The sequence below is a fragment of the Streptomyces uncialis genome, assembly GCF_001905345.1.
Classification (GTDB): domain Bacteria; phylum Actinomycetota; class Actinomycetes; order Streptomycetales; family Streptomycetaceae; genus Streptomyces; species Streptomyces uncialis.
In genome coordinates this window covers 229,719-250,208 of sequence record NZ_LFBV01000009.1, presented here as the reverse complement: position 1 = coordinate 250,208, position 20,490 = coordinate 229,719, and the positions used below count along the sequence as shown (strand labels likewise).

Sequence of the window (20,490 nt, the reverse complement as noted above, 5' to 3'; positions counted from 1 at the left end):
CGGATGCCGCGCTGCCGGGTCGCGGCCCGCCGCCCTGTGCGGCCGGCCGCGGTGACCGCGGGGCGCGGGCCGGTCGCTCCGTGCGATCCGTCCGCGCCGCGCGCTGAATTCTGATGTGGCCCCCTGGTCGAGCCCCGGCGCCCCCAGCATCGGGTCGGCGCGCCCCCGGTGGTCGTCCGCGACGTCCCCACGTCGCTTCCGGCACCCGGACGCTCCGGACGGTCATCGCCGCGGCGGGTGCCGACGGGTGTCCGTCCTCATTCCGCCGTGCCGCTAACTGGCCACGGCGACGGGTTCGGGGATGCGGAACGGTTTGCCGCATCCCCCGCAGACGATCGGCGCCTGCGCGAGGACCGAGGGAACCACGCGGACGTTGCGCCCGCAGTCGCAGACCGCCTTGACGCGGACACCGCCCCCGGAGGAGCCGTGCCGCGCGGCCGGTCCGCGGAAGGTACGGGCGATGTTGTCGGACTCGGTGGCCGCCGTGTGCGCCTTGAGGGCGCGCTGGAGGCGGTCGATGGTCGAGCGGTAGCGCTTCTTGGCGTCGGTGTTCAGGGTGACCAGGGAGAAGCCGCTGCTCGGGTGCGGTTCCTCCGGATGGTCGAGGCCCAGCTCCTCGGCGATCGCGAGGAACCTGCGGTTGTGATAACGGCCGGCGCGTGAGGTGTCCCGGACACCTCTCGCGGCGGCGATGCCGTGGACTGCCTCATGGAGGAGTCGTTCGAAGGAGAGTGCGTGCCCGCAGGCGGACGACGACTCCCCGATCAGGGATTCGGGCGCGGCGAGATCTGGCAGCTCGGGGTGGTACCGCTGAATATCGGCCCACGCGGCTGCCAGCTCTGCGGCGAGAACTGGTGGTGTCGTGCTCACGTCGTGACAACGAGCCGGAGTGCCTCTGTGTTCCTATTCCGGGGCATCCCAAATAATTTGCACGTACCCGTCAGTTTCCGTTGTTCTGCGGCTGTTCCATAGCTGATGCACAGGGACGCGGGCGGGTGCGCTGATCTGCGGATATCTCCGGAGATGCACCCCGCTCGCGACCACGGCGGAACGCCGCGCGCGGTACGGCGCGAAGTGGGGGGAGGGTGTGTGCGGCGGTCCGGTGGGGCCGGACCGGGGTGTGCAGCGGGCTCGGGCCAGGACGGCGATGTCACCCGGGGCCGTCGTCGGCCAGGGGTACCGAGCCGTCCTCGGCGACCGGACAGCGGACGGTCACCCGTGTCCGGCAGGCTCTCTCCCGCCGTCGGCACCGGGGGCGGCCCAGGGGATTCGGGCCCGGCTGCCTGCGGTGACGGCCTCCACGGCCCCGGCGACGCTGGTCACGTCCGGGGTACGGGAGGTCGGGCGCTCTGGTGCCTGGTCGAGCGGGAGCGCCTGGTCCCCGGCCAGGGTATCGGCTGTCACCGCGGACAGCGCGTCCGGTGCGACGGGTTCTTTCTCGCCATGGACACGGCGGACCGGCGTGCCGGTCCGGTCGGCGAGGTTCCGGCCGCGGCGGGGGAAGTCATCGGCCCGGGGCGTGGGAACGGATGCCTTTGCCATAACGGGCATCGTACGGGGCCGGACGCGAGGAGCCGGAAGGGTCCCCCGCGCCGGGCGTGGCGGCGGGGGCCGGTCCAACTGCCGCTCACGCGAAGGGAGTCGGCCCCGCCCGGCGGGGCGGGGCCGGGACCTCCCGGCGGTACGGGGCGCGCGGCCGTGTCAGCTGTGCCGGCCACGCGCCCCGGTGCCGGACGGGACGGTGTCAGCCCATGAACTTCTTGAACTCGTCGGGCAGTTCGAAGTTCTGCGGGGCCTGGGGCAGGCCGGGCGCGCCGCCCTGCTCCCGCCGCGCGGCCTCGTCCTGCTCCTGCTGCTTGCGCTTCATCGGGTTGCCGGAACGCTGCTTGCCCTTCGCGGCCTTGACCTTCTTCTTCTGACGGCCGGGGCCGCCGCCCATCCCGGGGATGCCCGGCATCCCGGGCATGCCGCCGCCCTGGGCCATCCGGGACATCATCTTGCGTGCCTCGAAGAACCGCTCCACCAGGTTCTTGACGGCGCTGACCTCGACCCCGGAGCCCTTGGCGATACGGGCCCGGCGCGAGCCGTTGATGATCGTGGGGTCCTGGCGCTCGACAGGGGTCATCGACTTGATGATCGCGGCGGTGCGGTCGACGTCCCGCTCGTCCAGGTTGTTGATCTGGTCCTTGATCTGCCCCATCCCCGGCAGCATGCCGAGCAGCTTGCTGATGGAGCCCATCTTGCGGACCTGTTCCATCTGGGCGAGGAAGTCGTCCAGCGTGAAGTCCTTGCCCTTGCTGGACGCCAGCTTGGAGGCCATCTCCTCGGCCTCCGCCTGGGAGAAGGTCTGCTCGGCCTTCTCGATCAGCGTGAGGACGTCACCCATGCCCAGGATGCGCGAGGCCATCCGGTCCGGGTGGAACGCGTCGAAGTCGTCCAGCTTCTCGCCGTTGGAGGCGAACATGATCTGGCGGCCGGTGACATGCGCGACCGACAGCGCGGCACCACCGCGGGCGTCGCCGTCGAGCTTGGACAGGACGACCCCGTCGAAGCCGACGCCGTCGCGGAAGGCCTCGGCGGTGTTGACCGCGTCCTGGCCGATCATCGCGTCGACGACGAACAGGATCTCGTCCGGGGAGACCGCGTCACGGATGTCGGCGGCCTGCCGCATCAGCTCCTGGTCGATACCGAGCCGGCCGGCGGTGTCGACGATGACGATGTCGTACTGCTTGGCCCGCGCGTGCTCCAGGGAGTCCTTCGCGACCTGGACCGGGTCGCCCACGCCGTTGCCGGGCTCGGGGGCGTAGACGCCGACCCCGGCGCGCTCGGCGACGACGCTGAGCTGGTTGACGGCGTTGGGGCGCTGGAGGTCGCAGGCGACGAGCAGCGGTGAGTGGCCCTGGCCCTTCAGCCACTTGCCGAGCTTTCCGGCGAGGGTGGTCTTACCGGCGCCCTGGAGACCGGCGAGCATGATCACGGTCGGCGCGGTCTTGGCGAACCGCAGCCGGCGGGTCTCGCCGCCGAGGATGCCGACGAGCTCCTCGTTGACGATCTTGATGACCTGCTGGGCCGGGTTGAGGGCCTGCGACACCTCGGCGCCGGCCGCCCGTTCCTTCACCTGCTTGATGAAGGCGCGCACGACGGGCAGCGCCACATCCGCTTCGAGCAGCGCGATCCGGATCTCCCGCGCGGTGGCGTCGATGTCCGCCTCGCTCAGGCGACCCTTGCCGCGGAGGTTCTTGAATGTCGCTGCGAGGCGATCCTGGAGAGTGTCGAACACGGCGGTCGCGAATCCTCGGGTCGAAGGGGGCGGGCAGGTCGTCCCCCAGGGTAATCGGTCCGGCCTGGGCCGGAGCCCTTCGTACGGGTACCGGGTACACCTGGTACGGCCCGACTACCCCCGCAGGGCGGCTTCCAGGGTCCCGGCGACGCCGGTGGCCCGCTCCGCGGTGAGGGGGGCGCCCGCGGTGTCGGTGACGTAGAAGGCGTCTACGGCGTTGGCCCCGAGGGTACTGATGTGCGCGCTGCGCACCCGTACCCCGGCGTCCTCCAGGGCCCGCCCGATGCGGTGCAGCAGCCCGGGGGCGTCCTGGGCGCGTACCTCGATGACGGTGGCGTGCCGGGACGCGGCGGGGGCCACCGACACCCGGGGCGCGGGCGGGGCGGCGCCCCGGCGGCGGGGGTGGGCGGCGTCCCGTTCGGCGAGCCGGGCGGCGATGTCGAGGGTGCCGTCCAGGGCCCGGACGAGATCGGCGCGCAGCCGGGCGCCCTGCGGCAGTGCGCCGTACTGGGCGGATACCCGCCAGCGCAGCAGCAGGACGGGGGCGGGGTCCGTGCCGAGGACGGCGGGGAGGGCGAGTTCGCCGAGTTCGGCGGTCCGGACGGTGAGCCGGTGGGTGGCGAGGACCCCGGCGACGGCGGGGAGCACCCCGGGCCGGTCGGGGACGGCGATCAGCAGTTCCACGCCGAGGGGTTCCGTACCGGGGTCGGCGGGGGCGGTGGGCGGGTGCTGGGTGCTGAGGGTGAGGGCGGGTCCGCCGGTGCGGTGGGCCTCGATCGCGAGGCGTTCCTGTTCGGCGGTGGGCGCGGCGGGCTCGGCGGACCACGGGCCCGCGGGGGCGGGGTCGCCGGTGAGCCGGGCGGTGACCCGGCGGGCCAGGTCGTCCACGAGGTGGCCGCGCCAGGACGACCAGGCGGCGGGGCCGGTGGCGAGCGCGTCGGCCTCGGTGAGCGCGTGCAGCAGTTCCAGGGTCGGGACGGTGCCCACGGCGTCGGCGACGGCGTTCACCGTGGCGGGGTCTTCGAGGTCGCGGCGGGTGGCGGTGTCGACGAGCAGCAGATGGTGGCGGACGAGGGTGACGAGCACGTTGGTGTCGGCGGGGTCGAAGCCCATCCGGACGGCCATGTCGCGGGCGATGACGGCGCCCGCGACGCTGTGGTCGCCGGGCCAGCCCTTGCCGATGTCGTGCAGCAGCGCGGCGACGAGCAGCAGATCGGGCCGGGAGACCCGCCGGGTGAGGGCGGCGGCGCGGACGGTGGTCTCCACGAGGTGGCGGTCCACGGTCCAGGTGTGGACGGCGTTGCGCTGGGGGCGGCAGCGGACCCGTTCCCAGTCGGGCAGCAGCCGGGTGATCAGGCCCTCGGCCTCCAGCGCCTCCCACACCTCGACGGTCGCCCGGCCCGCGCCGAGCAGGGTGACGAACTGTTCGCGGGCCTCGGCGGGCCAGGGGGCGGGCAGGGGCGCGGCGGTGGCGGCGAGGTGGCGTACCGCGTACGGGGAGAGCGGCAGGCCCGCCTGGGCCGCGGCGGCGGCGGCGCGCAGCGGGAGGACCGGGTCGCGTTCGGGGCGGGCGCCGCGGGCGAGTCCGGCTTCCCCGTCCTGTTCGACGACGCCTTCGGCGAGCGGTGAGCGGACGGCCGCCGCCCGCGCGGCCCGGCCGCCGCCGAGGACGGCCCGCAGCCGGGGCCGGGCGGCGCGGGAGCGCAGCACCCGGCCGACCTCGCGCCAGGTGACGTCGCCGGCGTACGCGATGACGCGGGCGGCCTCGTACACCTGGCGGAGCAGGGTGTCCGCGTCGAGGAGGCCGAGCGCGGCGGCGACCTGGTCCTGTTCCTGGAGGGCGAGCCGGTCGGTGGCGCGGCCGGTGGTGAGGTGGAGGGCGTCGCGTACGTCGAGGAGGGTGCGGCGGGCGTCGGCGAGGCCCGCGCGGGGGGCGTCGGCGAGCCAGGAGGCGGCGACGGCGGACAGGGCGGTGGCGTCCCGCAGTCCGCCGCGGGCCTCCTTGAGGTCGGGTTCCAGGAGGTAGGCGAGTTCACCGAGGCGGGCGGCGCGGTCGGCGCACAGTTCCTGGAGGGCGGGCAGCCGGGCGGCGGCCTGGTTGCGCCAGTCGGTGAGGACGGTGGTGCGCAGGGCGGCGGTGAGGGCGGGGTCGCCCGCGAGATGGCGGGCGTCGAGCAGGCCGAGCTGGACCTTGAGGTCGTCGGCGGCGGTGCGGCGGGTCTCGGCGGGGGTGCGCACCGCGTGGTCGAGGGCGAGGCCGAGGTCCCAGACGGGGTACCAGAGGCGGTCGGCGAGGGCCGCGGTCCGCCGGGAGTCGCCGCCGCTGTGCAGCAGGAGCAGATCGAGGTCGCTGCGCGGGGACAGTTCGCCCCGGCCGTAGCCGCCGACGGCCACGAGGCTGATGCCCCGGGGCTCGTCGGCGGCGGCGTCGAAGAGGTTCCTCAGCCAGTCGTCGGTGAGGTCGGAGAGCGCCGCGCGGCGGACCGGCCCGGCACTCTCCCCGCTGTGCAGCAGCCGCAGCCGGGCCGCCGCGTAGCCACTGGGCGCGCGGTCGCCGCCGGGGCCGCCGGCCCTGTCGGTGTCCTCGGGTTCCGGGGTGTCCCGGTGTGCGTCCACGGTGGTCACCCGGCGGCTCCGTTCTCTCGTCCCTGCGATGGCGTCCCTGCGATGGCGTCGCTTCGGCGGCGTCTCTTCGACGGCGTCTCTTCGACGGCGTCGCGGCGATGACGTCGCTTCGGCGGTCCCTGCGGTGGGGCGGACGTCCGGTCAGAGGGCGTCCGGTCCCCGTTCGCCGGTCCTGACCCGTACGGCGGTCTCGACGGGCAGCGACCAGACCTTGCCGTCACCGATCTTGCCGGTGCGGGCGGCCTTGACGATGACCTCGATGAGCTGTTCGGCGTCGTCGTCCTCGACCAGCACCTCGATACGGATCTTGGGGACGAGGTCGACGGTGTACTCGGCGCCCCGGTAGACCTCGGTGTGACCGCGCTGGCGGCCGTATCCGCTGGCCTCGGTGACGGTCAGGCCGTGCACGCCGAACGCCTGGAGCGCTTCCTTGATCTCGTCGAGGCGGTAGGGCTTGACGACGGCGGTGATGAGCTTCATGCGTCCACCTTCTTGTTCCGGACGGGGTCGTTCACCGGGAGGGGCGCGGCGGCGCGGCTGACGGTGCCGCCACCGGCGCCGCTGAAGTCGTACGCGGTCTCCGCGTGCTCGGTCTGGTCGATCCCGGAGACCTCGACGTCCTCGGGGACCCGCATCCCGATGGTCCGGTCGAGCAGGAAGGCCAGCACGGCGGACGCGACGAGAGAGTACGCGAGCACCCCGCCGACCCCGGCGAGCTGCTTCCACAGCTGGTCCAGGCCGCCCCCGTACAGGAGCCCCTTGACCTCGGACTGTCCGCCGCCGGTGGCGAAGAAGCCGATGAGGACCGATCCGGCGATACCGCCGACGAGGTGGACACCGATGACGTCGAGGGAGTCGTCGTACCCGAAGCGGTACTTCAGCCCGACGGCCATGGCGCACAGCAGTCCGGCGATCGCGCCGATGGCGAGGGAGCCGAGCGGGGAGCTGGAGCCGCCTGCCGGGGTGATCGCGACGAGTCCGGCGACCGCGCCGGAGGCGGCGCCCAGTGTGGTGAAGGCGCCGTGGCGGATCTTCTCGTAGAGCAGCCAGGCGAGCATCGCGGCGGCGGTGGCGACCTGGGTGTTCAGGAACATCAGCGCGCCGACGCCGTCGTCGTTGCCGAGCCAGGAGCCCGCGTTGAAGCCGAACCAGCCGAACCACAGCAGTCCCGCGCCGAGCATCACCAGCGGCAGGGAGTGCGGACGCATCGGGTCCTTCTTGAAGCCGACCCGCTTGCCGATCACGAGGATCACACCGAGGGCGGCGGCACCCGCGTTGATGTGGACGGCGGTACCGCCCGCGAAGTCGATGACGCCCATCTCGAAGGCCCAGCCGCCGGTGCCCCACACCCAGTGCGCGACGGGGAAGTACACGACGGTCGCCCACAGCGCCACGAACAGCGCCCAGGCCCCGAACTTGACCCGGTCGGCGAGCGCTCCGCTGATCAGGGCCGGGGTGAGCACCGCGAACATCAGCTGGAAGACGGCGAAGACGTACACGGGGACGGTGTAGCCGTCCCACAGCTCGGTCAGCCCGATCCCGCTGAGGCCGACGTAGTCGGAGGACCAGCCGATCAGACCGCCGGTGTCCGTGCCGAACGCCATGGAGAAGCCGTACAGCACCCACAGGACGGTGACGATGCCGAGGCTGATGAAGCTCATCATCAGCATGTTGAGGGTGGACTTGACGCGGACCATTCCTCCGTAGAAGAAGGCCAGCGCGGGCGTCATCAGCATCACCAGGGCGGAGCAGATGAGCATGAAGCCGGTGTTGGCGGCAGACAGCGCCGGGGCGTCTGCGGCGAGCGTGATGCCTGGGGGCATCGGCGTCTCCTCGTGGTGGGTACGGGCCCCGAGCGGGCGGAGGCTGAGGGTGGTGTGAGGGGTGGCCGGGGCCGGACATCCGGCCCTCGCGGCCGGTCGTCCCCCTAGGCCAGAGGCTGACGCAGCCCCGTTTCCACCACCGCCACCCCGTGTTTCCCGCCGGTGACGAACCCCCCACAGGTGTTACACCCACATGAACACCCCGCACAGGCACAAGTACGCCCAGCACCCGCGAACCCAGCCGCGCGAGCGAAGGTGCCCCGCACAGGCACAAGCACGCCCAGCGCAGGAAACCCGGGCCGCCACCAAGGGCGACCCGGGGACGAAGACCGCTCAGGCAACCGTCACACGGCTTCCGCGCTCTCAGGCAGCTGCACAGCGAGCCGCTCGGTCAGCTCGACCACCTCCGGCAGATGCCCGTACTCCCGCACGGCCGTGTCCACGGTCTTGCGGATACGTGTGTTCACCCGCTCGGACCGCACGCTGCGGGCCACCCCCAGCGCGTCCCCGGCCAGCCGCGCGCTCTGCTCCGGCTCCTTCTGGAGCAGATGCACCGTGGCCATCCCAATGAGGTTCAGCGCGTACGACCGCTGGTGGTCCTTGTCCTGCGCGAACAGCTCCACGGCCCGGCTCATCACCGGCTCCGCGAGCGCGGCGTACGTGGGGCTGCGCCCGGCGACGTACGCGAGATCGCGGAACGAGTGCGCGTTCTCGCCGTTGAGCTCGGCCTCGGTGAAGAAGCCGATCCAGTCGGGTTCGTTCTCGTCGCCCTCCTGGGCGTCGGAGAAGCTCTCCTCGGCCATCCGTACGGCCCGCTTGACCTTGCCCGGCTGGCCCATGTTGGCGTACGCGCGGGCCTCCATCGCATACAGCATCGCCTGGGTACGCGAACCGGCGCTCTCCCGGCTGCCGTACTGGGCGAGGTGGATGAGTTCCAGGGCGTCGTCGGGGCGGCCGAGGTGGATCATCTGGCGGCTCATGCTGGACAGGATGTACGAGCCGAGGGGCTTGTCCCCCGCCTCCTTCGCCGCGTGCAGGGCGAGCACGAAGTACTTCTGGGCGGTGGGCTGGAGACCCACGTCGTAGCTCATCCAGCCGGCCAGTTCGGCGAGTTCGGCGGCGACCTTGAAGAGCCGTTTGCTGGTGGCCTCCGGCTGCGGCTCCTGGAGCAGGTCGGTGACCTCGTGGAGCTGCCCGACGACGGCCTTGCGGCGCAGCCCGCCCCCGCACTGGGCGTCCCACTGGCGGAACATCACCGTGGTGGACTCCAGCAGGTCGAGCTCCGGCTGGGACAGCCGGTTGCCCCGGCGCAGCGACGCGGGGTCGGGTTCGGTGCGCTGGGCACCGGGCGAGGGCACCAGCCACCGCTGCATGGGTTCGATGAGGGCGGGACCGGCGGACAGCGCCAGCGAGGTGCCGAGGAAGCCGCGCCGGGCGAGCATCAGATCGCTGCGGGAGAACTCACCGATCAGGGCGACGGTCTGGGGCGCCGTCCACGGCAGGTCCACCCCGGAGACCGAGGGCGACTGGTGGGGGGCGCGCAGCCCGAGGTCCTCGACGGCGACGACACAGCCGAAGCGCTCCGAGAACAGCTCGGAGAGGATGCGCGGGATCGGCTCGCGCGGGTTCTCGCCGTCGAGCCAGCGGCGGACCCTGGAGGTGTCCGTGGAGATGTGGTTCGCGCCCAACTGCCGTGCTCTGCGGTTGACCTGGCGCGCCAGTTCACCCTTGGACCACCCGCTTCGGGTGAACCACGAGCCCAGCATCTCGTTCGGACGCTTCTCAGCGTTCGAACCGCCCTCGCCGTTGCCGCCCACCGGAACGCCCCCATCCGTCATGCAGTCTGCCCGTCACGTCGTCCGTGCACAGTTCTGGTCAAGCCCTATCAGCATGCCGTGCGTCACAGCTGCTTGTCCGGTGCTTGTCACCCGTCGAACGGGAATCCGGCTCGTCCGCGTCACTCCCGCGGGCACGGAACCTCCCAGGGTTCATGCACCGAAAGTAATCCTACGATCACCCATTTCGCGAGGCCGATCGGGGAAACGCCACCATTCGCCACCCCTTCGAATGAACCCGACTGCCTTTTCACACGCTTGACTTGACGCAGAAACGACCGCGCCGGACGAAGTGATGCACGCCGGAGCGCGTGAATCCCGGTGCGCCACCCGAAATGCTTCCGAGCGCCGTCACCATCCTTGAGTGGCGGGGCCGAGGCAAACGTACGGTCACCGTACGCATCCATATCGTGATCGATGCTTGACCGTGACGTCGTAACCACCGGCGCGCCGGAACTGTTGGAGGAGGCATGGACTTCACGATCGGCGGCATCCGTGACATCCGGTCGGGTTCACGCCGCCGCGGACGCACCAGTGAGTGCACCGCGGCCGCTGAGTTCACCGGACTGCGCGGCTGGGACGTCGTACCTGGTGCCCGGCTCTCGTCGGGGCGCTGCTCCTGCGGACGGACCGGCGGGGACGGCGGGGCGCGCTGCGCGGAACCCGGCGCGCATCCCCTGGACCTCGCCCCGGTGATCCCCGCCGGGGCCACCCTCGACCAGGTCGCGCGGGCCTGGGAACGGTTCCCGGCCGCCACGGTGATGCTGCCCGTGGGCCGCGCCTTCGACGTCCTGGAGGTCGGTGTCACGGCGGGGCGCCGCGCGCTGGTGCGGCTGGAGCGGATGGGCCTGCCGCTGGGACCCGTCACGGCGACCCCCGACGGCCGCGCGCAGTTCCTCGTCGCGCCGGGCGCCGCGGCGGGGCTGCCCAAGCTGCTGTACCGGACGGGCTGGGACGGCGCGGCACTCGATCTGCGCGCACTCGGCGAGGGCGACCACATCACGGCGCCCCCGTCGGACCGCGGCGGCCTCGGTGCCGTCCGCTGGCTGCGGGCCCCCGCCCTGGACTCGGCCACCGGTCCCCCGGAGGCCCGTCTGCTGCTGGGCGTCCTCGCCTACGCGGCCCATCGCTCCCGCCCCTGAACGTACGAAGGGCCCGGCGGACCGGGGCGGCCATGGTGGCCGGTACCCGATACCGCCGGACCCGGTGGTCCGGCACCCGCCCGGTGGCGGCGTGCCCGGCACGCCGCCCGGTCCGGGCTACTCCCCGATAAGCGCATCCACGAACGCCTCGGGTTCGAAGGGGGCGAGGTCGTCCGCGCCCTCGCCGAGGCCGACGAGCTTCACGGGGACGCCGAGCTCACGCTGCACCGCGATGACGATGCCGCCCTTCGCGGTCCCGTCGAGCTTGGTCAGCACGATGCCGGTGATGTCCACGACCTCCGCGAAGACACGGGCCTGGACGAGGCCGTTCTGCCCGGTCGTCGCGTCGAGGACGAGCAGCACCTCGTCGAGCGGCGCGTGCTTCTCGATGACGCGCTTGACCTTGCCGAGCTCGTCCATCAGCCCGGTCTTGGTGTGCAGCCGCCCGGCGGTGTCGATGAGGACGACATCGGCGCCGGTCTGGATGCCCTCCTTGACGGCGTCGAACGCGATGGACGCGGGGTCACCGCCCTCGGGGCCGCGCACGGTACGGGCGCCGACGCGGTCGCCCCAGGTCTGGAGCTGATCGGCGGCGGCGGCCCGGAAGGTGTCGGCCGCGCCCAGCAGGACGTGCTTGCCGTCGGCGACGAGGACCCGGGCGAGCTTGCCGGTGGTGGTGGTCTTGCCGGTGCCGTTGACCCCGACGACCATCACGATGCCGGGGGTGTCGAGACCCGAGTCGGTGTTGACCGCGCGGTCGAATTCGGGAACGAGGAGGGTCAGCAGCTCCTCGCGCAGCAGGGTGCGCAGCTCGTCCGGGGTACGGGTGCCGAGGACCTTGACCCGCTCGCGCAGCCGCTCCACCAGTTCCTGCGTGGGCTGGACGCCCACGTCGGCGGTGAGAAGGGTGTCCTCGATCTCCTCCCAGGTGTCCTCGTCCAGGTGCTCACGGGACAGCAGGGCCAGCAGGCCCTTGCCCAGCGCGTTCTGGGAGCGGGACAGCCGGGTCCGGAGCCGGACGAGGCGTCCGGCGGCGGGCTCGGGTACCTCGACCTCGGGCGCCGCCTCGACGGCGGGCGGGGCCTGGGTGCCGGGCTCCGCGGGGGCGCCCGGGAGGTCGACCTCCTCGATGGTGCGGCGGGGTTCGTCCCGGGGCGTCCCGGCCTCTTCGCCGACACGCGGCTCGGCCGGAGGGGCGGTGATGTCGGGCGTGGTGGGCGGCGGCGGGGGCAGGGGCTTCTTGCGGCGGCTGCCGATGATGAGTCCGCCGATGGTCCCTAGCGCGACCACGGCGATGACTACGGCGAGGATGACGATTTCCATAACCCACCCAGTATCATCCACGGGTTCTGGCGGGGGCGCCTTGACGGGTCGCTGGGCGTACTTGTCCCCGTGCGGGTCGCCTTCGCTTGCGCTTCCTAGGTCTGTCCGGCTGAGCGCACTTGTCCCCGTGCGGGTTGTCCGTGGGTGCGCAGTTCCCCGCGCCCCTGAGGTGCTGCCCCCTTGCGGTCGCCCTTCGGGTGCGGGTCGGCCCTCGTTTTTGCGCAGTTCCCCGCGGGTCGCCTTCGCTTGCGCTTCCTAGGTCTGTCCGGCTGAGCGCACTCGTTCCTGCACAGGTTGTCCGTGGGTGCGCAGTTCCCCGCGCCCCTGGGTGGTGCCCCCTTGCTGTCGCTCCTCGGGTGCGGGCCGGTTCTCGTCTTTTGCGCAGTTCCCCGCGCCCCTGAAGGGGCGCTCCTCTCCTCTCGCGGTCGCGGTGCTGCGGGAGGGGGTGGGCGGGAATCTCTGCCCGCAGACTCCGATGCTCTTCAGTCGGGTCACTGGACGTGTTACCGAGCGTGTCGGATCGAGGACGGAGAATCCCGACCGGCACCGACCCGAAGAACAAGCAGAACGCGCCCCAAAGGGGCGCGGGGAACTGCGCGAAACCCACGAGCGACGGCACAGGAACGAAGTACGCCCCGCACAGGAAACCCAGGGGGGCGAGGAACCGCCCCACAGAGAAAAAACCCGAATGACCCACCCCGGGGCACCGGGTTAGCGTCGGGGAATGACCGCCATGGAGTACCGCACCATCCCCGAGGCAGACGTGCAAACGGCACTGGACCTGCACTACCTCGTGTTCCTGGAGAAGGCCCCGGAGGACGACACCCGGGAATCCCACCGCGATGTCCTGCTCCACTGCGACCGCGTCGGCGCGTACGAGGGCGACGACCTCGTGGGCCTGCTGGCGGCCCACCCGCTGGACCTGTCCGTACCGGGCGGCACGCTCCCCGCCGCCGGCGTCACCTTCGTCTCCGTGGCCCCCACGCACCGCCGACGGGGCGTACTCAGCGGCATGATCGCCGAACTGTTCCGCCGCTGCGCCGACCGCGGCGTACCCCTGGCCTCGCTGTGGGTGTCGGAGGCGGCCATCTACGGCCGCTTCGGCTTCGACCCGGCGACCCACTCGTACACGGTGACCATCGACGCCACCCATCCCCTGGACCTGCGGATCACCCCGGACGAGCGGCCCCTGCGGCTGCTCCCCTTCGCGTCGGCGGCCCCGGTGATCACGCCCCGCCACGAGGCGGCCCGCCGGGACCGCGCCGGCCGGGTGGCCCGGGACGACTGGTGGTGGCGTACCCAGGTGCTGCCGGAGACGTTCGAGGAGGACGACGAGATGTCGGAGCCCCGGGTGGTGGTCCTGGGCGACCCGGGCGAACCCCCGGCCGGTTATGTCGTGTACCGCACGAAGACCGACGACGAGGGCCGGGGCACGGCGCATGTCGAGGAGCTGGAGGCCGAGTCCCCGGAGGTGGCCGCCGCCCTGTGGCGCTACACCGCGTCGATCGACCTGGCCGACAAGGTACGGGCGTGGGGCCGCCCGCTGGACGATCCGCTGCTGCGATTCGCGGGCGACCGCGACCAGGTGGACGTCACCCGGGAGTTCCCCGGCCTGTGGCTGCGGCTGGTCGACGTCCCGGCCGCGCTGACCGGCCGGACCTGGTCGGCGCCGGTGGACCTGGTGCTGGAGGTCACCGACGCGGGGGTGCCGCGGAACGCGAGCCGCTACCGTCTGACGGCGAAGCCGGACGCCGGGGGCGCCCACCGCGCCGAGGTGACCCGTACGGACGACGCGCCGGACCTCACCCTCGACGTCCGGGAGCTGGCCGCCTGCTACCTCGGTGGCACGGACCCCGCGGAGCTGGTGCGGGCGGGGCTGGTCGAGGAGCACCGGCCGGGTGCCGCGGCCCTGCTGGGCCAGGCGTCCCGTACCGAACTGCTGCCGCACACCACGGACGAGTTCTGAGCCCCGGCCCCCGCGCGAGCCGTCCACCCGGCCGCGCGGGGCGCCTCGCCACCCACGGACGGCAACGCACCCGCGACGGGACCCCGCACCGGGCGAACGGGAACAGGAACGGGAACCGCACCGGGTTCAGCCCATCTCCTCCAGGGCCTTGCCCTTGGTCTCCTTGACGAATTTGAGGACGAAGGGGATGGAGAGCGCGGCGAAGCAGGCGTAGATGATGTAGGTGGCGGACAGGTTCCAGTCGGCGAGCGACGGGAAGCTCGCGGTGATGGCCCAGTTGGCGATCCACTGCGCGGAGGCGGCGACACCGAGCGCCGCCGCGCGGATGCGGTTGGGGAACATCTCGCCGAGGAAGACCCAGACGACGACGCCCCAGGACATCGCGAAGAAGAACACGAACCAGTGGGCGGCGATCAGCGCCACCCAGCCCTGGGTGGCGGGCAGCTTGCCGTCCACCAGGTCGTAGCTGAACGCCCATGCCTCCAGGGCGAGTCCGATACACATACCGACCGAGCCGATCAGGGCCAGCGGCCTGCGGCCGACCCGGTCCACGAAGATCATCGCGACGACCGTACCGATGATGTTGATGATCGATGTGGTGAAGGAGTAGAAGAACGAGTCCGTCGGATTGACGCCGACCGACTGCCACAGGGTCGACGAGTAGTAGAACGCGACATTGATGCCGACGAGCTGCTGGAACGCGGAGAGACCGATACCGACCCAGACGATCGGCAGGAACCAGAACCGTCCGCCCAGTAGATCCTTGAACGTCGGCTTGTGCTCCCGGTGCAGATTCTCCTGGATCTCCGCGACCCGGGCGTCGAGGTCGACATGCTCGCCCTCGACCTCGCGCAGCACCGCGCGGGCGCGTTCGTCCTTGCCCGCCGAGACCAGATAGCGCGGCGACTCGGGGATGGCGAACGACAGCATCCCGTACAGCGCGGCCGGTACGACCATCACACCCAGCATCACCTGCCAGGCCTCCAGCCCCAGGACCTCGCCGCGCTGGTCGCCGCCGGCGGCCTGGAGGATGCCCCAGTTGACCAGCTGGGACATGGCGATGCCGACGACGATCGCCGCCTGCTGGAAGGAGCCGAGCCGTCCCCGGTACGCGGGCGGGGACACCTCCGCGATGTACGCGGGGCCGATCACGGAGGCCATGCCGATCGCGAAGCCGCCGACGATCCGCCAGAACGCCAGGTCGTACAGGGCGAACGGCAGCGCCGAGCCGATGGCGCTGACCAGGAACAGCACCGCCGCGATCTGCATGCAGCGGATACGGCCGATGCGGTCCGCGATCCGGCCCGCCGTGGCCGCGCCGATCGCACAGCCGATCAGCGCGATCGCGATGACCTGGGCGAGCGCGGCGGACCCGATGTCGTAGCGGCTGCGGATCGCCTCGACCGCGCCGTTGATGACGGAGCTGTCGTAGCCGAACAGGAATCCGCCCATCGCCGCCGACGCCGCGATGAAGATGACATGCCCGAGATTGTCGGGATGGGCTTCACGCGCTCCGGACGCGCTCGGTGTACTGGTCACGTATCACTCCTCGGGCCACCGGGGCGGGGCGGGCCCTTCCAGTGGCGCACAGGCGCACACGGCCCACCACCGGAGGAACCCGCGTGCCACCGGAAGGTGACGCCGCCTCACTCCATGGGGTGACCGGATACCCCGGACGCGCGCGGCCACACCGGTGCGCCGGCCGGCCGGGCGGAGGTTCAGCGCAGCCGCTGGCTGATCACCTTGGAGACCCCGTCGCCCTGCATCGACACCCCGTACAGCGCGTCCGCGACCTCCATCGTCCGCTTCTGGTGCGTGATGACGATGAGCTGGGACGCCTCCTGGAGCTCCTGCATGAGCCGGATGAGCCGCTGGAGGTTGGTGTCGTCCAGGGCGGCCTCGACCTCGTCCATCACATAGAAGGGACTCGGCCGGGCCTTGAAGATGGACACGAGCAGCGCCACGGCCGTCAGGGACCGCTCACCGCCGGACAGCAGCGACAGCCGCTTGACCTTCTTGCCCGGGGGCCGGGCCTCGACATCGATCCCGGTGGTCAGCATGTTGTCCGGGTCGGTGAGGACCAGCCGCCCCTCGCCGCCGGGGAACAGCCGGGAGAAGACCCCCTCGAACTCACGCGCGGTGTCCCGGTACGCCTCGGTGAACACCTGTTCGACCCGCTCGTCGACCTCCTTGACGACCTGGAGCAGATCGGTACGGGTCTTCTTGAGGTCCTCCAGCTGTTCGCTGAGGAACTGATGGCGTTCCTCCAGCGCCGCGAACTCCTCCAGCGCCAGCGGATTGACCTTCCCCAGCTGCTGATACGCCCGCTCGGCGGCCCGCAGCCGCTTCTCCTGCCCGGCCCGGTCGAACGGCAGCGGCTGGTTGCGGGGGTGCGCGGGGTCCTCGGGCAGTTCCTCGCCGTCGGCGGGCGGCGACGGCGGCACGGGCTGGTCGGGCCCGTACTCCGCGATCAGCCCGGCGGGCTCGACGCCCAGTTCCTCCAGCGCCTTCGTCTCCAGCTGCTCGATCCGCATCCGCTTCTCGGCGCCCAGCACCTCGCCCCGGTGCACCGAGTCGGTCAGCTTGTCGAGTTCCGCCTTCAGTACCCGGCCGGTGTCCCGGGCGGCGGCCAGGTCCCGCTCGCGGACGGCCTTGGCGCTCCCGGCGGCGGACTGCTCGGCCTCGGCGCGCAGCAGGGACACCTCGGCGTGCGCGAGGAGCTGCCGGGCGCCGGAGGCGACGGCGGCGGCGACGGCCGCCTCGTGCCGCAGCCGCGCCACCCGCTGCTCGGCACGGGTCCGGGCCTCGCGTTCGGCGCGGGCGGCCCGGTCCAGGCCGTCGGCCCGGCCCGCGAGCGCCTTGACCCGTTCCTCATGGGTGCGCAGCTGGAGGCGGGCCTCCATCTCGGTCTGCCGGGCGTTGGCGCCGTCGGCGGCGAGCCGGTCGCGTACCGAGGTGTCGGGTTCCTCGCCCTCGTCGGCGACGGCCGCGCTCTCCTCGGCGACGACGAGCCGTTCGGCCCGTTCCTCGACGTCCATGAGTGCCTGCTCCAGCGCCTCCTGGGCCGCCTCGGCGGCGGCCCGGGCGCGGTCGGCCTCCCCGGCGGCGCCGCGCGCCTGCCCGGCGAGCGCTCCGAGCCGCTGGGCGACCGACGACCGGGCGCGGTCCGCGGTGCGCCGCAGGGTGTCCAGTTCCTCGGCCCGGGCGGCGTGGGTGCGGCGCAGTTCCCCGGCGGTGCGCTGCTCGTCGGCGAGTGCGGCGCAGCGCTGTTCCAGCTCGGTGAGCTCGGCCGCCGCCTCGTCCACGGACGCCTGTACTTCGAGCAGGCTGGGTGCCCCGGCCGAACCGCCGTGCGCGAAGTGGGCGCTCAGCAGATCGCCCTCGGCGGTGACGGCGGTCAGCGCGGGCCGCGCGTGGACGAGGTCCTCGGCGTCCTCCAGGGTGCCGACGACGACGAAGCCGCGCAGCAGCCGCCGGACGGCGGGCATCAGTTCCTCGGGGCCGCGCACCAGATCGGCGGCGCGCGGCGGGTGCCGGCCCGCCGGGACGGGGTCGGGGTCCGGGTCCGGGGCGTGGGTGAGCAGTATCGACGCCCGGCCGCCGTCCTGTTTGCGCAGTCGCCGGATGGCCTCGGCGGCCTGTGCGGTGGAGGTCATGGCGACGGCGTCGGCGGCGGCGCCGAACGCGGCGGCGACGGCGACCTCGTGACCGGGGGTGACGGTGAGGAGTTCGGCGGCGGGGCCGAGCAGTCCGGTGAGGCTGTCCCGGGCGGCGAGCAGTGCTCCGGTGCCGTCCTTGCGGCGCAGTCCGAGGGACAGTGCCTCATGGCGGGCGGCGACGGCGGCGCGGCGGCGTTCGACGGCGGTGGCGGCCTCGCGGGCGGTGGTGAGCGCGGTGTCGGCGGCGGCGAGCTCGGCCTTGGCGTCCTCGTAGCGGTGGCCGAGTTCCTCGTCGCCCGCGTCGAGTCCGTCGACCTCGGCCTTCAGGTTCTCGTACTCGGCCTGGGCGGTGGCGGAGCGTTCCTGCGCGGCGTCGCGGGCGGTGGCCAGCCGGTCGATCTCGGCCTGGGCTGAGGCGGCGCGGCTGCGGGCGGCGGCGACCTGGCCGCTGAGCCGGGCGAGCCCTTCGCGGCGGTCCGCGATGGCGCGGGCGACGTCCTTGAGACGGCGTTCCTCGTCGGTCAGGGCGCGTTCCAGTGCGGCGCGGTGGGTGATGGTGTCCTCCAGCGCGAACGCGGCGGCTTCGAGGGCGGCGTTGAGTTCGGCCTCCTGTTCGCGGACGCGGGCGGCCTCACGTTCCATGTCCTCGGGGTCCCGGCCGCGCCGCTCGTCGGGCGGGGCGGAGGTGGCGCTGGTGACCCGGGCGTCGGCGAGGGAGACGGTGCCACGGACGCGTTCGGTGAGCCGGGAGAGGTCGAACAGGGTCTGCTGGGCACGCTGGAGGCGGGGGGTGAGCCGCCGGACCTGGTCCTCCAGGTCCTCCTCGCGGGCGGCGGCCGCCTTCAGTTCGGCCTCGGCGCTCTCCTTGCGGCGCTTCAGTTCGGCCTCGTCCGCGATCTCGGTACGCAGCGCCTCGCGCAGCCGCACCAGGTCGTCCGCGAGCAGCCGCAGCCGCGCGTCCCGCAGATCGGCCTGGATGACGGCGGCGCGCCGGGCGACCGCGGCCTGCCGTCCCAGCGGCTTGAGCTGGCGGCGCAGTTCGTCGGTGAGGTCCTGGACGCGGGCGAGGTTGGCGCGCATCGCGTCGAGCTTGCGCAGCGCCTTCTCCTTGCGCTTGCGATGCTTGAGGACTCCGGCGGCCTCCTCGATGAAGGCGCGGCGGCCCATCGGGTCGGCGTGCAGCACGGAGTCGAGCTGCCCCTGGCCGACGATGACATGCATCTCGCGGCCGATACCGGAGTCGGACAGCAGTTCCTGGAAGTCCAGCAGCCGGCAGGTGTCGCCGTTGATCTGGTACTCGCTGCCGCCGTTGCGGAACATGATCCGGGTGAGGGTGACCTCGGCGTACTCGATGGGCAGCGCGCCGTCGGAGTTGTCGATGGTGAGGGAGACCTCGGCGCGGCCCAGCGGGGGGCGTCCGGTCGTCCCGGCGAAGATGACGTCCTCCATCTTGCCGCCGCGCAGGGACTTCGCGCCCTGTTCGCCCATGACCCAGCTCAGGGCGTCGACGACATTGGACTTGCCGGAGCCGTTCGGTCCGACGACGCAGGTGATGCCCGGTTCGAATCGCAGCGTCGTCGCGGACGCGAAGGATTTGAAACCGCGCAGGGTGAGGGCCTTGAGGTGCACGCCGCCGGACTCTACCTTCCCGCGTCGGCCCGTCCGGTGACCGCCGTGCGTCACGATCGGGGACCGTTATGTCTCCTTGCGTGAACCCCCGGTTTCGTCGATCAATGCGGAGGGCACATCAGACGGTAAGGAGAGGGGGTGCCACGGAAAAGGACCCTCCGGCGGGACGGTACGGCCCGGGTGCTTCCGGAGCGCGCGGCTGTCGGCCCCGCCCAGGAGCCGTTGATGACAGAAGGGACGCCGAAACGTCCCTTGCGGATCGGGCGAGCGGTTGACGGTTGACAGGGCAGCCCGACCACGTCGGACAGGGGTCCGGCGGAAGTGGTCAGGTGAGCGCAGGCTCCGCGTGGGGTACGTCGATGCTGTGCAGAAGCGAGTCGCCGTCGTGAGAAGCGGCAGCCGCGAGCGCGTCGTTCTCGGCCTGAATCCGTACGAGCTCGGACTCAAGATCCTGGACGCGCTGCTGGAGCCGTCGCATCTCGGCGAGGAGTCGCGGGTCGGAACCGCCGACGTAACCGAGAAGCGCCTTTGCCATGATGGATGGTCCTCCACAATGAGTGACCGACCGAAGCGGTGTGGGTCGTGAGGGAATCGCACCCGCGGTGCTTGGCACTCTTGAGTTGTCGCTGCCGTTCTTACATGCCAAACAGGTAAGGTGCGCGGGGCTTCCAGAGTCTCACCAAAAAGTTTGACGGTCAACACGATCACGCCCCGGGCGGCGGGCGGCCCGGGGGCTCTCGGCCGGGAGATGTCCGGCCGGGCACCGACGGCGGGGCCCTGGGGGCGTGTCGATCATCCTTCTCCGCGCGAGCCTTCCACGGCACGGCTTTCTTGGCAACCACCAGGAACTTTCCCTCCTCCGGGAGGGCTCGGGAGCACTCCCGGAGGGCCCTTCACAGCGCTGCCGGCCCGGTTCCGTTCAGCGGATCGCGAAGCCGTCGTAACCGGCGCGCGGAGTGCCCCATATCTCGGTGACTCCGTCCACACGCCCCGGCGTGTCGCCGTTCCTCAGCCATTCCAGCAGCGCCGAACAGACGTGCCGTTCACCCTCCGCTACGACCTGTACGCGCCCGTCGTCCAAATTGAGAGCAAAACCACTCAGCCCTCCGAGCTCCAGCGCCTTGGCCCGCGTGTACCAGCGGAAACCCACTCCCTGTACCCGACCGCGTACCCACGCGGTGAGGCGCACCTCTTCATCCATGCCCGCA

14 protein-coding genes are annotated in these 20,490 nt (G+C 72.2%); 2 read left to right on the top strand and 12 right to left on the bottom strand.

From position 1 onward, the window contains the following. Positions 1-273 precede the first annotated feature (273 nt). The 7 genes from AB852_RS29740 to nsdA all read right to left on the bottom strand — a co-directional run bounded on the left by AB852_RS29740 (position 274) and on the right by nsdA (position 9,545). Positions 274-870: a hypothetical protein gene (locus AB852_RS29740; protein ID WP_073793316.1), complete on the bottom strand. Its 597-nt coding sequence runs from the start codon at positions 868-870 to the stop codon at positions 274-276. Between the two features lie 342 nt (positions 871-1,212). Beyond that, positions 1,213-1,542: a hypothetical protein gene (locus AB852_RS39340; RefSeq protein WP_143201299.1), complete on the bottom strand. Its 330-nt coding sequence runs from the start codon at positions 1,540-1,542 to the stop codon at positions 1,213-1,215. A 202-nt stretch (positions 1,543-1,744) separates the two neighbouring features. After that, on the bottom strand, positions 1,745-3,280 hold the full coding sequence (ffh, locus tag AB852_RS29735) for a signal recognition particle protein (RefSeq protein ID WP_073793315.1): 1,536 nt from the start codon (positions 3,278-3,280) through the stop codon (positions 1,745-1,747). Positions 3,281-3,394: 114 nt separating this feature from the next. Beyond that, complete coding sequence (locus AB852_RS29730) at positions 3,395-5,905, bottom strand: [protein-PII] uridylyltransferase (RefSeq protein WP_245876968.1); 2,511 nt, start codon at positions 5,903-5,905, stop codon at positions 3,395-3,397. Positions 5,906-6,046: 141 nt separating this feature from the next. Beyond that, on the bottom strand, positions 6,047-6,385 hold the full coding sequence (locus AB852_RS29725) for a P-II family nitrogen regulator (protein WP_073793313.1): 339 nt from the start codon (positions 6,383-6,385) through the stop codon (positions 6,047-6,049). Continuing rightward, positions 6,382-7,728 carry an ammonium transporter gene (locus AB852_RS29720; RefSeq protein ID WP_073793312.1) on the bottom strand — a complete coding sequence of 449 codons (1,347 nt, stop codon included), beginning with the start codon at positions 7,726-7,728 and terminating at the stop codon, positions 6,382-6,384. The genes AB852_RS29725 and AB852_RS29720 overlap by 4 nt, the downstream gene beginning before the upstream one ends. Before the next feature lie 344 nt (positions 7,729-8,072). After that, positions 8,073-9,545 carry a transcriptional repressor NsdA gene (nsdA, locus tag AB852_RS29715; RefSeq protein ID WP_073793311.1) on the bottom strand — a complete coding sequence of 491 codons (1,473 nt, stop codon included), beginning with the start codon at positions 9,543-9,545 and terminating at the stop codon, positions 8,073-8,075. Positions 9,546-10,033: 488 nt separating this feature from the next. Between nsdA and AB852_RS29710 the strand changes: the two genes are divergently transcribed. Further along, positions 10,034-10,705 (top strand): bifunctional DNA primase/polymerase, encoded by a 672-nt coding sequence (locus AB852_RS29710; RefSeq protein WP_073793310.1) that lies wholly within the window; start codon positions 10,034-10,036, stop codon positions 10,703-10,705. Positions 10,706-10,822: 117 nt separating this feature from the next. On the opposite strand, the gene ftsY is transcribed toward AB852_RS29710, so the two are convergent. Continuing rightward, a complete protein-coding gene (gene ftsY / locus AB852_RS29705) occupies positions 10,823-12,028 on the bottom strand; it encodes a signal recognition particle-docking protein FtsY (protein ID WP_073793309.1) in 1,206 nt (401 codons plus the stop codon). 724 nt (positions 12,029-12,752) lie between these two features. On the opposite strand from ftsY, the gene AB852_RS29700 reads away from it, so the two are divergent. Beyond that, positions 12,753-13,994, top strand: coding sequence for a GNAT family N-acetyltransferase (locus AB852_RS29700; RefSeq protein ID WP_073793308.1), 1,242 nt, complete (start codon positions 12,753-12,755; stop codon positions 13,992-13,994). A gap of 126 nt (positions 13,995-14,120) precedes the next feature. On the opposite strand, the gene AB852_RS29695 is transcribed toward AB852_RS29700, so the two are convergent. The 4 genes from AB852_RS29695 to AB852_RS29680 all read right to left on the bottom strand — a co-directional run bounded on the left by AB852_RS29695 (position 14,121) and on the right by AB852_RS29680 (position 20,483). Beyond that, positions 14,121-15,533, bottom strand: a complete 1,413-nt coding sequence (locus tag AB852_RS29695; protein WP_073793307.1) for a sugar porter family MFS transporter — start codon at positions 15,531-15,533, stop codon at positions 14,121-14,123. Positions 15,534-15,712: 179 nt separating this feature from the next. Beyond that, the gene (gene smc / locus AB852_RS29690) at positions 15,713-19,282 is read right to left on the bottom strand and encodes a chromosome segregation protein SMC (protein ID WP_073793306.1); all 3,570 of its coding nucleotides are present in this window, start codon (positions 19,280-19,282) and stop codon (positions 15,713-15,715) included. Between the two features lie 325 nt (positions 19,283-19,607). Then, the gene (locus AB852_RS29685; protein WP_073793305.1) at positions 19,608-19,817 is read right to left on the bottom strand and encodes a hypothetical protein; all 210 of its coding nucleotides are present in this window, start codon (positions 19,815-19,817) and stop codon (positions 19,608-19,610) included. Positions 19,818-20,201: 384 nt separating this feature from the next. Then, positions 20,202-20,483, bottom strand: a complete 282-nt coding sequence (locus AB852_RS29680; RefSeq protein ID WP_073793304.1) for an acylphosphatase — start codon at positions 20,481-20,483, stop codon at positions 20,202-20,204. Positions 20,484-20,490 lie beyond the last annotated feature (7 nt).